The sequence below is a fragment of the Arthrobacter sp. UYCu511 genome (assembly GCF_040547105.1).
Classification (GTDB): domain Bacteria; phylum Actinomycetota; class Actinomycetes; order Actinomycetales; family Micrococcaceae; genus Specibacter; species Specibacter psychrochitiniphilus.
Map to the genome: position 1 here is coordinate 43,092 of NZ_JBEPPB010000009.1, position 11,761 is coordinate 54,852.

At 61.5% G+C, this 11,761-nt stretch carries 14 protein-coding genes and 1 pseudogene; 10 read left to right on the forward strand and 5 right to left on the reverse strand.

The features are described from left to right. Positions 1–39 precede the first annotated feature (39 nt). Positions 40–936 (reverse strand): annotated as a pseudogene (locus ABIB48_RS12805) (ATP-binding protein); the annotation flags it as partial. On the opposite strand from ABIB48_RS12805, the gene ABIB48_RS12810 reads away from it, so the two are divergent. The 9 genes from ABIB48_RS12810 to ABIB48_RS12850 all read left to right on the forward strand — a co-directional run bounded on the left by ABIB48_RS12810 (position 935) and on the right by ABIB48_RS12850 (position 7,184). Further along, complete coding sequence (locus ABIB48_RS12810) at positions 935–2,440, forward strand: recombinase family protein (RefSeq protein ID WP_354213208.1); 1,506 nt, start codon at positions 935–937, stop codon at positions 2,438–2,440. The pseudogene ABIB48_RS12805 and the gene ABIB48_RS12810 sit on opposite strands and share 2 nt — an antisense overlap. Then, a complete protein-coding gene (locus ABIB48_RS12815; protein WP_354213210.1) occupies positions 2,427–2,618 on the forward strand; it encodes a hypothetical protein in 192 nt (63 codons plus the stop codon). The genes ABIB48_RS12810 and ABIB48_RS12815 overlap by 14 nt, the downstream gene beginning before the upstream one ends. Before the next feature lie 630 nt (positions 2,619–3,248). Further along, positions 3,249–3,470, forward strand: a complete 222-nt coding sequence (locus ABIB48_RS12820; RefSeq protein WP_354213212.1) for a hypothetical protein — start codon at positions 3,249–3,251, stop codon at positions 3,468–3,470. Positions 3,471–3,670: 200 nt separating this feature from the next. Beyond that, positions 3,671–4,438, forward strand: coding sequence for a hypothetical protein (locus tag ABIB48_RS12825; RefSeq protein ID WP_354213214.1), 768 nt, complete (start codon positions 3,671–3,673; stop codon positions 4,436–4,438). A 62-nt stretch (positions 4,439–4,500) separates the two neighbouring features. Continuing rightward, the gene (locus ABIB48_RS12830; protein ID WP_354213215.1) at positions 4,501–5,226 is read left to right on the forward strand and encodes a hypothetical protein; all 726 of its coding nucleotides are present in this window, start codon (positions 4,501–4,503) and stop codon (positions 5,224–5,226) included. A gap of 109 nt (positions 5,227–5,335) precedes the next feature. Beyond that, the gene (locus ABIB48_RS12835) at positions 5,336–5,578 is read left to right on the forward strand and encodes a hypothetical protein (protein ID WP_354213216.1); all 243 of its coding nucleotides are present in this window, start codon (positions 5,336–5,338) and stop codon (positions 5,576–5,578) included. Between the two features lie 95 nt (positions 5,579–5,673). Further along, positions 5,674–6,201, forward strand: a complete 528-nt coding sequence (locus ABIB48_RS12840) for a hypothetical protein (RefSeq protein ID WP_354213218.1) — start codon at positions 5,674–5,676, stop codon at positions 6,199–6,201. Positions 6,202–6,471: 270 nt separating this feature from the next. Further along, the gene (locus ABIB48_RS12845) at positions 6,472–6,921 is read left to right on the forward strand and encodes a hypothetical protein (RefSeq protein ID WP_354213219.1); all 450 of its coding nucleotides are present in this window, start codon (positions 6,472–6,474) and stop codon (positions 6,919–6,921) included. A gap of 26 nt (positions 6,922–6,947) precedes the next feature. Beyond that, positions 6,948–7,184 (forward strand): hypothetical protein, encoded by a 237-nt coding sequence (locus ABIB48_RS12850; RefSeq protein WP_354213221.1) that lies wholly within the window; start codon positions 6,948–6,950, stop codon positions 7,182–7,184. Between the two features lie 950 nt (positions 7,185–8,134). On the opposite strand, the gene ABIB48_RS12855 is transcribed toward ABIB48_RS12850, so the two are convergent. Continuing rightward, a complete protein-coding gene (locus ABIB48_RS12855) occupies positions 8,135–8,593 on the reverse strand; it encodes a hypothetical protein (RefSeq protein WP_354213222.1) in 459 nt (152 codons plus the stop codon). Positions 8,594–8,629: 36 nt separating this feature from the next. Continuing rightward, on the reverse strand, positions 8,630–9,211 hold the full coding sequence (locus tag ABIB48_RS12860; protein ID WP_354213223.1) for an HIRAN domain-containing protein: 582 nt from the start codon (positions 9,209–9,211) through the stop codon (positions 8,630–8,632). Between the two features lie 140 nt (positions 9,212–9,351). Here ABIB48_RS12860 and ABIB48_RS12865 point away from each other — a divergent pair, with 140 nt between their 5' ends. Further along, positions 9,352–10,515 (forward strand): hypothetical protein, encoded by a 1,164-nt coding sequence (locus ABIB48_RS12865; protein ID WP_354213224.1) that lies wholly within the window; start codon positions 9,352–9,354, stop codon positions 10,513–10,515. 272 nt (positions 10,516–10,787) lie between these two features. On the opposite strand, the gene ABIB48_RS12870 is transcribed toward ABIB48_RS12865, so the two are convergent. Together ABIB48_RS12870 and ABIB48_RS12875 are read right to left on the reverse strand one after the other, a co-directional pair. Further along, positions 10,788–11,144, reverse strand: coding sequence for a YraN family protein (locus ABIB48_RS12870; RefSeq protein WP_315913235.1), 357 nt, complete (start codon positions 11,142–11,144; stop codon positions 10,788–10,790). 238 nt (positions 11,145–11,382) lie between these two features. After that, positions 11,383–11,715, reverse strand: coding sequence for a DUF2469 domain-containing protein (locus ABIB48_RS12875; RefSeq protein ID WP_110107364.1), 333 nt, complete (start codon positions 11,713–11,715; stop codon positions 11,383–11,385). Positions 11,716–11,761: the final 46 nt, after the last annotated feature.

Genomic DNA, 11,761 nt, shown 5'->3' on the forward strand with positions numbered 1-11,761 from the left:
CCTATTCTTCGAATATACTATGGGGTGTAATAGATTTGTAGCCTCATCCAGGAATAGCACCCCACGATGTGCCCTGGTGGCGGCACCGGGCCGGGGAATTCCGCTGCCACCGCCAATGATGGCCGCCGTGCTGGCCGAATGATGCGGGCGCTCATACGGCGGTCGCCGGAGAAGCTCCCTTAGCCCGGAACCTCTGTGATCGAGGGAATGGATGGCCGTGACCTCCATGGCTTCGGCATCGCTAAGATCCGGCAAGAGTCCTGGCAACCGTTCGGCCAGCATGGTCTTGCCAGATCCCGGCGGCCCCACCATCATCAGGTGGTGGCCGCCCGCGGCAGCAATCTCCAAAGCCAGCCGTGCCACGGGCTGGCCTGCTACCTCAGCCAGATCCGCCTGCGGTTGAGCCGCAGCAGCTGGTGTTCCGGCCATCTGCGCAAAATCCCCGCCCTGCCAGCCCCCTTGAACCCCGCACAGCTTCTTTGGGTCTGCATTGAAAGCCAGAGCCACTTGGGCAAGATTGTCATAGCCGCGGACCTTGGCCCCCTTCACCAGCCGCGCCTCTGCCAAATTTGCTGTGGCCACAACAAAGTCCTCGCAACCAGCCGTGCACGCGGCCAGGACAGCTGGCAAGACTCCACGAACTGGCCGGAGCCGCCCATCCAGTCCCAGTTCGGCAATAAATACCGTACCCCCAGTGCGGTGCACATCCCCGGCCGCATTCAAAGCTGCCATCACAATGGCAAGGTCAAAGCCCGAGCCCTTTTTGGGCAGCGATGCTGGCACCAAATTGACGGTGATCTTCCTCCTGCTCAAAGGGATCCCAGAGTTTTGCGATGCCGAACGGATCCTCTCCCGAGCTTCCGAAAGTGACGCGTCAGGAAGTCCTAACAGAACAAAGGCTGGCAGGGTTTGGCCAATATCTGATAATTGACACATGACAATTCTTTCAGCCCCAAAGAAAGCGATCCTCTATCTACGCCTCTCCGTCTCCAAAGAGGAGAGCGTTTCAATCGCCAGCCAAAACAAGCAACTGCAAGAGCTCGCCGAGCGCGAGGGATGGCAGATTGTTGCAACCTATACCGACGACGGCCTAAGTGGTGGCAAGCCCCGAGAGAACGCCAATACTGCACTAAAAATGCTAAACGATCGAAGCGCCGACGTCATAGCCGTCCTGAAGTTCGACAGGTGGAGCCGTATGGGCGCCCGTGCTGTGGCAGACCTTCAGGACGTCCTCGACGCCCGCAAGGCCAAGGGCTCCCCCGCGCTCTTCGTAGCCCTCGCCGACGGCCTACGCTCCGATACGCCCACTTGGGATATTCAAGTTGCCCTACTCGCCGCCATGGGCCGCACCGAGCGCGAGCTGATCCGCTCCCGCGTCGCTGGCGCTCGCAAGTACCAACGCGCTACCCGCAAGCACTCCGGTCCGCTCCCCTACGGCTACCGCTCGATACCTCACCCATCAGGCAAGGGCCGTGCCCTCGAAATTGACCCCGCCGAGGCCGCGATAGTCCGGCGTATCGTTGACGCGCTCCTTGACGGTCAAACCGGCTACAGGATCGCCAAGGACCTAAACGCCGACGGAATCAAGCCCCGCCGCTCCGAGCGCTGGAGCGCCTCAGGCGTGGCCGACCTGATCCGCCGCGACTCACTACTGGGGCACATGACGCACCGCCGCCCCGGCGACAACTCGCGCACGCACCGCCCCATCTTGGGAGACGACGGCCTCCCCGAGGTTGTCTGGCCTCCCATCGTCAACGCCGACGAACTGGCGCAGGCGCGGGCCGCGCTGGCAAGGCGCCCTAGTTACAACTCCATGCCCGGCGCTGGCCGCACGCGGGCCGCTAGGCTCCTCTCTGGAGTGACGGCGTGCTCTACATGTGGCGGGCCGCTCCGCGTCAACTACACCAACAAGCTAAAGGACGGCACGCGAGCCGCTCGCTATGTGTGCGCCGCCCCGGCTGGCGCTTGCCCGGCAAAGGTGAGCATCAACGCCGAGGCCCTAGAGGATCACGTTGCCGCGCATCTCCTCGCCGTCGCTGGCACGTTCGACGTCTACGAGGTCCGCGAGACCGCCCCAGACGTTAGCGAGCTGGCACAGGTCCGCCAAGCTATCGACGCCGCCGCCGAGGATATGAAGCAACCCGGCGCTGACTATCCCGAAATCGCCGCCCGTATCGCCAAGCTTGACGCCAAGCGAGCCGAGCTAGAGGCGGCGCCCGCCGTCGTCACGAGTGAGACCGTGGCGACTGGCGAGACCTTCGCCGAGGCGTGGCAGGCTCGTGACGTGGACGGACGGCGCAAGCTGGTTGTCTCGGCGCTGGACGGCCCTATCGTCGTCAAGCCCGCCGTGAGAGGCTCCCGGCGCATGGATGAAACACGGCTCGATATTCCGTGGAAGTGGACCAACCCCGGGGAGGTAGAAGACTATGACGCCGAGTGAACCCCTAAACCCAGCACGGCGTCGTATCTACGACGACCCGCAGCCCATGGAACTAACCGCCGCCCCGACCCGCCGCGACTGGCACCGCTGGACGGTGGCCGACGCGCTCGCCGTCCTGAAGGCCGAGGAGGCGCGTTTACACGCCCAGGAATCGGACGACGGCCCCGCCGACGTGTAAACACCACCGCCAGAAGTACCCCCTGAAGGGCCCCGCCAGATCCGGCGCGGGCCCTTCTTGCGTCTCTGGCGGGGCTCTCAACTGTTACCGAGCCGTTATCAAAAATAGGCCCCCATCTTGCACAGTTGGGGCTCCATGGCCCTCTACGTATATGAGAGCAAAAATGCTGCCGCCCCGACGCGGGGCATAGATCCGGCAAAAATAGTTTGCCAAATCTTGCACAGTTGGGGCCCGCGTGGCCCGCTACTTATATAGAGGCAAAAAGCGCTGCCCGTACTGCCAGATCCGGCAAAAATAGTTTGCCAAATCTTGCACAGTTGGGGCTCCGTGGCTCCCTTCTATGGTGACACTAGAGCTGCCCGCAGTGCTCCAGATCCGGCGAAAATAGTTCGCCAAAATCTGCACACTTGGGGCTCTCAGGCCCACTCCATAGTTGAGCCTGAAAAAGTGCTGCCCTCGCGGCGCTCCTAGCTCTCAAACCTGCTGTGGTGGCGGTCCCGCTCCGCGCCCGGTCCTGAAGATACCCACTAACCCCCGTATCTTCTCAGGGCCGGGCCGGTAGATGGGTATCTAGCCACCGCGTTTTTATTGACCATCTTCCGTTATGTAACCACGAAAGGAGGCGACGCTATGGCTCGCCAATGCAAGCACAACTCAGCACACGAGATCGCCGAAGACGCAGACCCGCGCAAGGTGTATTGCTCGCCCTCGTGCCGCGTTGCCGCTTTCCACAAACGTAACGAGGTACGTGCCGAGATCCTCGCCAGAATGACCGCCGCGCTGGCCGCTGGCGCCGATCCCGTCGTACTCGCCGAGATCCAGCGCGAGGCCGAGCGGGCCCTACGCCGGTAGATCCGCCGAGGGAGGCGGGCGGTGCCCATATCAAGCCAATGAGTGAACCAATGTGTCACGAATGGTGTTTTGAGCCGTAGCCCCTATACCTCTCTCTAGTGTGTGTGCCGTCGTAAAAGTAACCCAGTAATAGAGAGAAACACCATTAGTGACATCTTCAGTCACTAGACCTCACCACCACGTTAGGACATACCCCCAAAATGACCACTCCAGCCGACGGCCTCGCCGCCCTCCGCGACGGCGCCGCCTACCGCCCGGCACGCGCCGACCGCCCAGTGACCCGCCGCCTTGACTCTGGCGTGACGATCGAAGTACCCGGCCCCCGTATCCTCGCCGAGACCTTCGCGCTCCCGACGCTGAAGCTCGCCCGCGACGTCTACCGCAGCGGCTCCGCGCTCCTCTTCCGCGACCACGGCGCCGAGGGTGAACCGACCCCGGTAAACATGGTTCACCTCGCCCAGCAGCTCCGCGAGGACCTCGCCAGTCTGCCGGACCGGCCCGACGCAGGGCGCCCGTATCGAGACCTGAAGCTTTTCATGACTGAAGGCGATACGGGCTCAGTGAGCGCCTACCTCGCCGACGCCCTGAAAGCCACCCGGCAAGCTGCCCCAGTCTGGCGCCCACCAGCCGCGCCACGGCCCCCGGCCATGACGCCAGCGCAGCGCAAGGCCAAGCAGCGCGAACGCGAGAACGCCGCCGAGGAGGCCGCGGCCCGTTGGTGGATTTCCGAGGTACTCATTCCGACCCTCGAAGACCCGGCCCCAATCGGCCCACAGCCCGGCGAGAAGATAGCCGCCGCGGATCTCTACCAGTTCGCCGCGCACTCCTTCCAGTGCTGGCGAGAGGACGAGGAGACAGACCACGAGACGCCCGGCCCCCGGATCTTCTACCGCGTCGCTGACGAGCTCCTCGCCCCCTCGTGGCGCGGCACTGGCGGTGTGAAGACCTACCGGCTCCCTAACCCCTAGACCCCGCGAGCGCCCCTCGCGGTACCAAATAGCACCACCAACCACAGATAGGAATCACACCCATGAGCAAGCTCTCAATTAGCACCACTGACAACGGCCTCGCCCTCTTCACCGGCTACAACCACAAGCCCGACGGCGACCCCTTCGAGCCCTTCGTAGTCGCGGCTATCCGTGGCGCCTCGAAGGCTCGCGCCGCATGGCTGGCCCACAATGAAGCCGCCAAGAAGATCATGGCCCGGATCGCGCCAAGCGCCGAGATCGTGCTTCAGGCCCGGCGCGACCGCGCAGCGCAGCGGATCACTCAGGCCCAGCTCGACGCCGCCGAAGCTGCCCACCTTGAGATCTATGCGGACGCCAAAGCGCACGCCGCCGAAGGCCGGAAATTAGCCCGCGCCTATGCCGACCTGATCGAAGGCTCGACCCTCGACCGCCAGCAGCTCGCGGCCTCAGTGATCGCCGAGAATACGCCGAAGCTGGCCGAGGCCCTCGACACGATCGAAGAGCTGTACGCCACGACCCGCCGCGCCTATGAAGTGGCAGGCAAACCGGGCCGAGATCCGCACCGGATAACAGGCGCCGACGAACGCCAGTTTGACGGCGGTTTCAGCGTCTCGCTCCGCGCCCTTAGGGCTCTCGTGTCCTTCGACGTAGACGCCGCAGCCGCCGCAGCCGAGGGCGCCGAGGTAATCACTCAGGCCGACCTCGACGCCATGCAGCTAGAGCGCGAGGCTGGCGAACTGGCAAGCCTCAAGCTCAAGGCTCGCGCCAAGGAAGCACGCAGCAAATGAAAGCCCAGGAACTCGCCGCCGCGCAAGTTGCGGCATACCTCGAAGGCGTCAGAGCCGCTCTTGCGCTGGCAACATCCAACCCCAACCCCACACAGTAAGGAGACCTCAAATGGTCCGCATGGAAGATGTGCCCGCAATCGTTGACCGGGTAATCAAGAAGAATCAGCAGCTCCCCGCAACAGTGGACGAGCTCACCGCCGCTGAACGTGAGCGCTTTGAAGCCGCCGCCCGCGCCGAAGGCATCACGCCTCAACAGGCATTGGATGCAGCCCGCGCAGTGATCGCGGATAAGCAGAACGGCGGCGAGTTCGACCCCGCCGCTATCGCCGCCGCAGCGAGAGCCAACCGCTAACCACCAGCACTAACCACGAGGGCGCCCAGCTATCCACGCTAAGCCGGGCGCCCTCGCCCCATACCTGACCCCTATCAAGAGAGGATCTCTCGCCAATGACCACCAACACAGCCCCCCACTTCACCAGCCGCGGCCACTGGCGCGAGGCGGCTAAGACCTACTACCTCCGCGAGGTACGCGCCGAGCTCACACGCCGAGGCGTCGAGCAGCTCCCGCCCGAGGAGTTCACCAGCATCAGACAGCAAGCCATGGCCGAGTTCGCCCGCGTGAATGGCCCGCTTGAATCAGTGCCCGCCCTCGCCAACCGGCGCAACCCTACCCATCCCAAGACTCGCCCGCGCAAAGATACCCCCCGGCACACCAGCCCCCGCGGCAAGGATCGCCCCGGCCAAGTAGGCTACACCCACCAAGGCCGGGCCGTGCCGATCAAGGCCCGCACCCTCCGGCTCTCTCAGGTGGAAGCAGTAGTACAGGAGCGCGTGAGTAATCACCTCGACGATCTCCGCGCTTGCCTAGTTGGTAGTCCTGAACGTGTAGCCCAGATCCTCGAAGAGCAAAGGCCTCAGCTCACAGCCTTCACCTTCGACAAAGTCATGGAGCAGTACACGATCGTAGAAGGTTAGCGCCAGCGCCAGCGTCAGCCAGCCCGCGCCAGTGCGTGTAAACAACTCAGCACCAACCGCGCAAAGTGTTTACACGCACCACGGCGCGGCACTATGTACCAACCCCGCCCCCGATTTGTACCAGCCACGCCGCAGAGAGGTGGGGGGTACCTCCTAGCCGGGGTAGCCGCGGCACCGTTACGGCATAGCGTTCAACTGTGCGCGCGGGTCTGGGGGTTTTTAGAAAATCGAGTAATTTTCAGCTTTTTGTCAAGTCCTAAGGAGCAAACCGTGTCCGAATTTCAGCCTAAACCCGCCGCCGCGCCCTCCTCAGGCCCGCAGGGCGCCCCCACTGGCAACAAGAACGCCAGCGGCCATAAGGTCAAGGCCCCTAACCCCGAGTGGTACGACAAAGCACGCGCCCACTTCAACCGCAATATGACCTACTACGGCGCCCACGAGAACTACCGGCTCCAAAAGGGCCGGTTCTACGCTGGCGACTCTGGCGTGACCGTGCATATCCCGAAGGACTGGCGCAAGATCAAAGATCCCGCCCGGCCTATCGTGGTCACGGCGCCAAGCGGCAAGACCTTCCACAGGAATCACGCCGAGGCCCGAGCTGCCGCCAGCCTCGCGACCAAGGCAATCAATGACGCCAAGGGCGCCGAGAACCTGAAGGCACACCCCCTCGATGATCCGCGGCTACGCGCCGCCCTCGCTCGATTTTTCCGCGGCGTGTAGCTCGCCCCAGACCCTAAGGAGATCCCATGGAAACCATTTACCAATCGCCCGCGGGCCCACTGGCCCAGCACTTCGACGCCAGCGGCGCCCTCGCCCGCCAGCAGTGCATAAGCTGCCGCCAGATCCGCCCATTCTTCAAGTACCCGGAGCGCACCGCCTCGCCGACCGGGCGCGGGCCCAAGTGCAACTCGTGCCGACTCCGCGCCAAGCGAGCCCGCCGGGCAGAACGCCGCCGCGAGGCCTACGCCGAGGCCAGCAAGTGACCGGCCTCAGCTCCGCGGCGCTAGAGCGCCTCGACTATCGGCGGCGCCACAGCGGCAAAACGTGCTCCGCGTGCTCTGAAGTGCTGCCGCTCGCCATGTTCGGCGTGGATCTATCCAAGACTGACGGCTTGCGCCACTCATGCCGACCGTGCGAGGCCCGCCGCCGACGTGAAGCCCGCGCCGCCAAGAAAGCCAAGGAGGCCGAGGCATGAGCGCCCCAGAGATCCGAATCGAGGCCGTGCGCTCGCGTACCCGCCCCGGCTCTGTCCGTCATTGGATCACTGGCCCTGACGCCGACGAGGTACTACACGCCGCGACGTGCCGGACTTGTGGCGTACTCACGCCCGCCAAGGAGCTGGCCGCTGACCGCAATAGCCCCGGAGGCCGACGGCTCCAGTGCCCCGCGTGTAAAGCCGTCGAGCACGCCGCCCATATCAGGACACCAACCGGCGCCGCAACCGTGAAGGCCCGCGACCGTCGCCGCGTCGAATCTGACCGCAACGCCGAGCGCCAGCGCCACTCTCCAGCGCCTCGCCGCCCGCACACCGGGGCAAGTAGCCTCCGCCGTCACGAGGGCGACCGGCCTACGCGACGACTGGCGCCGCTGCGCCCGCCTCGCCGAATTTCGGCTCTACGAGAAGACCCTCCCGAGCATTGAGCGCCGCGATACGTGGATCTATTGCAACTGCGGCGAGGCCCCGACTGAGCACGGCGACCACGTAGTGCCCCGGAGTCGCGAGGGCTAAAACGCGCCGAAGAACCTAATCGGAGCGTGCGAGTCGTGCAACACCTCAAAACGAGACCACGATCTCTTCATCTGGAGACGGGATCTTTTCGCGCTTGCGGCTAACTGGCCCGTCGAATATCGCACGGTCACCGTATAGAAAAAGACCCTCGACCTTCAAAAGGCCGGGGGTCTTTTTGCATTCACATGAACTGATGATGGAACACTAAATCCCGTCTTTCACGACCATTTGCTTTCTAATTTGGTTCATCAGGCCGGTCAATGCGAGCTGCACTTCAAGCAAGCGCTGAAATTCTGGGTTCACGCTGTCTCCCTCTATCAATTCTTGCTTTCTAGAATCTGTTCTCGTCGAGACCTTAGCCCAGTTCCGAGGCAGCAATTCAGGACCTACCGCATAAATCAGAGCCTCTGCCTCGTCAAGGAGGCTTCCCCGGACATCCGTATCAGAATTACGGGCAAGCTTCAACGTTTGAGCCAACTTCACTATGGACTCCTGTTGAAACAACAACTGGCTCAGCTCCAGCGCTGCGCGCCGATCCGCCGCCGCGATCTGGCGCGAGTTCTTTCGGTCAAGGGCCGACACGACAAGAGCAACTACCGACGCAGCAACGGCGACAACAACAGCGCCAGCCTGAACCCATAGTGTTACTTCGTTTGTATCCATGCCATAAGCCTAAGCCGAGCCACTGACCCGTAGCGACTAAGCCGCCGCGTGCTCGTTCGCAAACTTCCTAAGCGCCGGAATCGACGGCAAATCTACCCATAGCCGGATCGAATTTACCGACACCGACGCCCCGCCTACGGTGTAACCGTCATAGCCGAGGGCATCCAAAATAGGCGCAAACGCTGCCGCCTTCGCCTCGGAAAGGTGCCCGACCTTGCGTCCCCTTCCGTATACGGCCACGGCGTACTGGTCCCACTTGTTTGTAGGCTCCCGCACGAGCAGATACTCAGTGCCTCCGTACCTTGAACGCTCCCGCTCTGTCACCCAGTACGCCGAGCCGACAATGCGCGTTCGCTTGAACTGGACACTTCGCAAATCGAGAATCGACAAATCGCCGCGAGGCAACATAACGGACTTTACCCCCGCCGCCCGGCTTGGCTCCGCGGGGGCCTCGCGAGGCTGTACGGACGGCAACACATCCCGAGGCTGTACCGGAGGTGGAGCCTCGACGGTCCGCACTTGCACCGGTTCCGCGACGGGCAAAGACTCCGCCACCTTCGCCACTTCGGCGCTCTTCTGCCGCTCCGACCTACCAAAAATGCGCCCCAGTATCCCCATGAGCGAATCCTATCAGCGACCCCATCCCAGATAATTACGAGCAGACAGTGACGGCGATGCGCCGAGAATCTGCGCTTGTCAAACATTGACCTAGATTCACTGGCACCCTGGTTGTCTGTGTCACCAACTAGAGTTATTCCATGAGTGATCCTGTCTATACCTTGTCTTGGCCCCGCACTTTATTTGTATGGGAGGCCACGCGAATCCTTCATGACGCCAAAGAATCCGAGCTAGTCCCGTGGACCAAGCAACTTCTACGGGAATCGTTCGACGACGAAGGAACACCAGAAACCTTCGAGGCCAAGTTTTCGACTACAACCTTGGTACTCAACTCTTGGGATACTCCATCACCGACCCCATCGACAGAAAACTCACCTCGTCTCTGGCTCAAAGCTCTAACGACAGATGAGTCCCGACTAAGGGCCTACCAGTCCCCCGTCTATTTCGCGGAACGTCATTCTGACGGTCTTGTTGATTCAGAACCGAGTAATTGGATCAGTTTGGGAGAGGAGTTCATCGAGCTCATAGGAGTGATGTCCGCAGGGGGATACTTTCCAAAGATCCTACCGAAAGAATGCCAAGACAACGATCAGTCAGACTCCATAGACGTTTCCAAAGAGATACGCCGGGCCACGAAGCTAAAGGTGGACTGGCCTCTCACTTCAGAGGCGGCCAGTTTGCTCCCAGACGTGGTCGTGTTCACTTTGATCGAATATTTCCACGATCATGCCCAACGACCCCGTGCCGCAGTGTGGCATAACTGGGACAACTGCGGATACGACTATTCACAATACAATCGGGAATCAGGCGAAGCAGTCTATCGCTGGCGGGTAAACGCACTCCTAGAATCGCACACGGCCGCCCTGAGGTTAGGCATGGTTGGTGCTGAGCGTGGTCGACTGATTCACCATTTCAGCCGCGTACAAGACACGCTCTTGGCTGACGAGGTTGAGAACCGAAAAGCGAACCCAGTTGATGAAGTCGCGCACGCTATCCGAATGTTTCGTGCTCGTGACGCTAACAACATCGACAAACGAGCCGCACTAGCACTTCTGGCTGGACGTCTAGAACCCAAGAGAAAATATCTCGAAGGGAAGACGTCCAAGGGTGACGTCGACGACATATTCAAGATCGCAAATACCTACGAAATCCGACATCGTGTGAATCAGAAAAGCGAGGAACGAGAAGAATATTTAGAATGGATGTTCTGGAACTTTCTTTCCATGGTTCGGCTGTTGGATGCCCTTGAAGCGCGACACGAGGCGTCGGTTGCCTCGCGGGCCGCCAACGATAGCTCGGCATAAAGGCCCTGCATGAAAAACCGTTGTTGATTTTGACCTCCGCAGCCGAGCTCTTTCAGCACCGCGACCGCCGCGCTGCCGCCTCCCCCGTGGAACGGCTTACTTGGAATCCCAACGACAACAAATAGCACTACCACTGGCGTTACGAACCCTTCCGACGTAAAAATCTTCCATGTGTCATTTATTTGACAATTTCTGGCCAATGTCAGCCTCAACTTCAATCACGTGCCCGTTCAGGCCCACTAGCGCCACGGCAAACGCCCGTCCCATACTCATCAAGCCACCCCCTTGAGGTGGTCGAAGCTCGGCGGACCAGCCGTGTCCATGACAATGCCCAGAGCATCAATGCGCAAAGATCCTCCCACGTACTGATGCTCCCTAGCCCAGAGCACAGCCAAAGTGCGCAGCCTGGACAGTTTGGCCTGCGTCAGGGCTTCGAGGGGATCCCCATACCGGCGGGAGCGGCGCGTTTTGACTTCAACAATGACTAGTTCGCCACCATCTAACGCCACGAGATCAATTTCGCCGCTAGGACACCGCCAATTGCTGTCAATGACCCGAATGCCGCGGTCTTCCAAAAAGTCTGCGGCCATCCGCTCACCGGTCTGGCCGAGTATATCTTTTGCTTTCATGACTGCCTCCACGGCCAGCATTGCCGGGTTCGGAGCGCAGATAAAGGGAGCAAGGCCCCAGTGTGGACAGTACCGGCTACGCGGCGGCTGTGGAGGAACAGCGCACGGCAAAGAATACGAGCGGAAGGCAAGTTCCGGCGTCGTTCTTAGACCCACGGTGTGGCTTCAGGGTGTGGCTGGCAGCAAGGGTGTTAGTGCCAGCTCAGGTGAGGCACAGTTGAGGGCAGTGCCAAGCTGCTCAGCCGAAGGAACCCAACTCGCCGTCCTTGGGGATCTGCAGATCGTCAGACTTCATGAGCTCTTCAACGTTGACGTCCTTGAACGTGATGACCCGGACGTTCTTGACGAACCGGGCTGTACGGTAGACATCCCATACCCAGGCATCCTGCAGCGTCAGGTCAAAGTAAACTTCGCCGTCTGCCGAGCGGGCCTGCAAATCTACGTGGTTGGCCAAATAAAATCGGCGTTCAGTTTCCACCACGTAACTGAACAGATTCACCACGTCCCGGTATTCGCGGTAAAGCTGTAGTTCCATCTCAGTCTCGTAGTTTTCCAGATCCTCAGCACTCATGCATCCATCATCCATCACGCAGTGCCCACTTATCCAACGGGCCACG

Bases quoted from the DNA above. Each gene is read 5' to 3' on its own strand.
- ABIB48_RS12810 (WP_354213208.1), top strand. From the start codon at position 935: ATGACAATTCTTTCAGCCCCAAAGAAAGCGATCCTCTATCTACGCCTC.
- ABIB48_RS12815 (WP_354213210.1), top strand. From the start codon at position 2,427: ATGACGCCGAGTGAACCCCTAAACCCAGCACGGCGTCGTATCTACGAC.
- ABIB48_RS12820 (WP_354213212.1), top strand. From the start codon at position 3,249: ATGGCTCGCCAATGCAAGCACAACTCAGCACACGAGATCGCCGAAGAC.
- ABIB48_RS12825 (WP_354213214.1), top strand. From the start codon at position 3,671: ATGACCACTCCAGCCGACGGCCTCGCCGCCCTCCGCGACGGCGCCGCC.
- ABIB48_RS12830 (WP_354213215.1), top strand. From the start codon at position 4,501: ATGAGCAAGCTCTCAATTAGCACCACTGACAACGGCCTCGCCCTCTTC.
- ABIB48_RS12835 (WP_354213216.1), top strand. From the start codon at position 5,336: ATGGTCCGCATGGAAGATGTGCCCGCAATCGTTGACCGGGTAATCAAG.
- ABIB48_RS12840 (WP_354213218.1), top strand. From the start codon at position 5,674: ATGACCACCAACACAGCCCCCCACTTCACCAGCCGCGGCCACTGGCGC.
- ABIB48_RS12850 (WP_354213221.1), top strand. From the start codon at position 6,948: ATGGAAACCATTTACCAATCGCCCGCGGGCCCACTGGCCCAGCACTTC.
- ABIB48_RS12855 (WP_354213222.1), bottom strand. From the start codon at position 8,593: ATGGATACAAACGAAGTAACACTATGGGTTCAGGCTGGCGCTGTTGTT.
- ABIB48_RS12860 (WP_354213223.1), bottom strand. From the start codon at position 9,211: ATGGGGATACTGGGGCGCATTTTTGGTAGGTCGGAGCGGCAGAAGAGC.
- ABIB48_RS12865 (WP_354213224.1), top strand. From the start codon at position 9,352: ATGAGTGATCCTGTCTATACCTTGTCTTGGCCCCGCACTTTATTTGTA.
- ABIB48_RS12870 (WP_315913235.1), bottom strand. From the start codon at position 11,144: ATGAAAGCAAAAGATATACTCGGCCAGACCGGTGAGCGGATGGCCGCA.
- ABIB48_RS12875 (WP_110107364.1), bottom strand. From the start codon at position 11,715: ATGAGTGCTGAGGATCTGGAAAACTACGAGACTGAGATGGAACTACAG.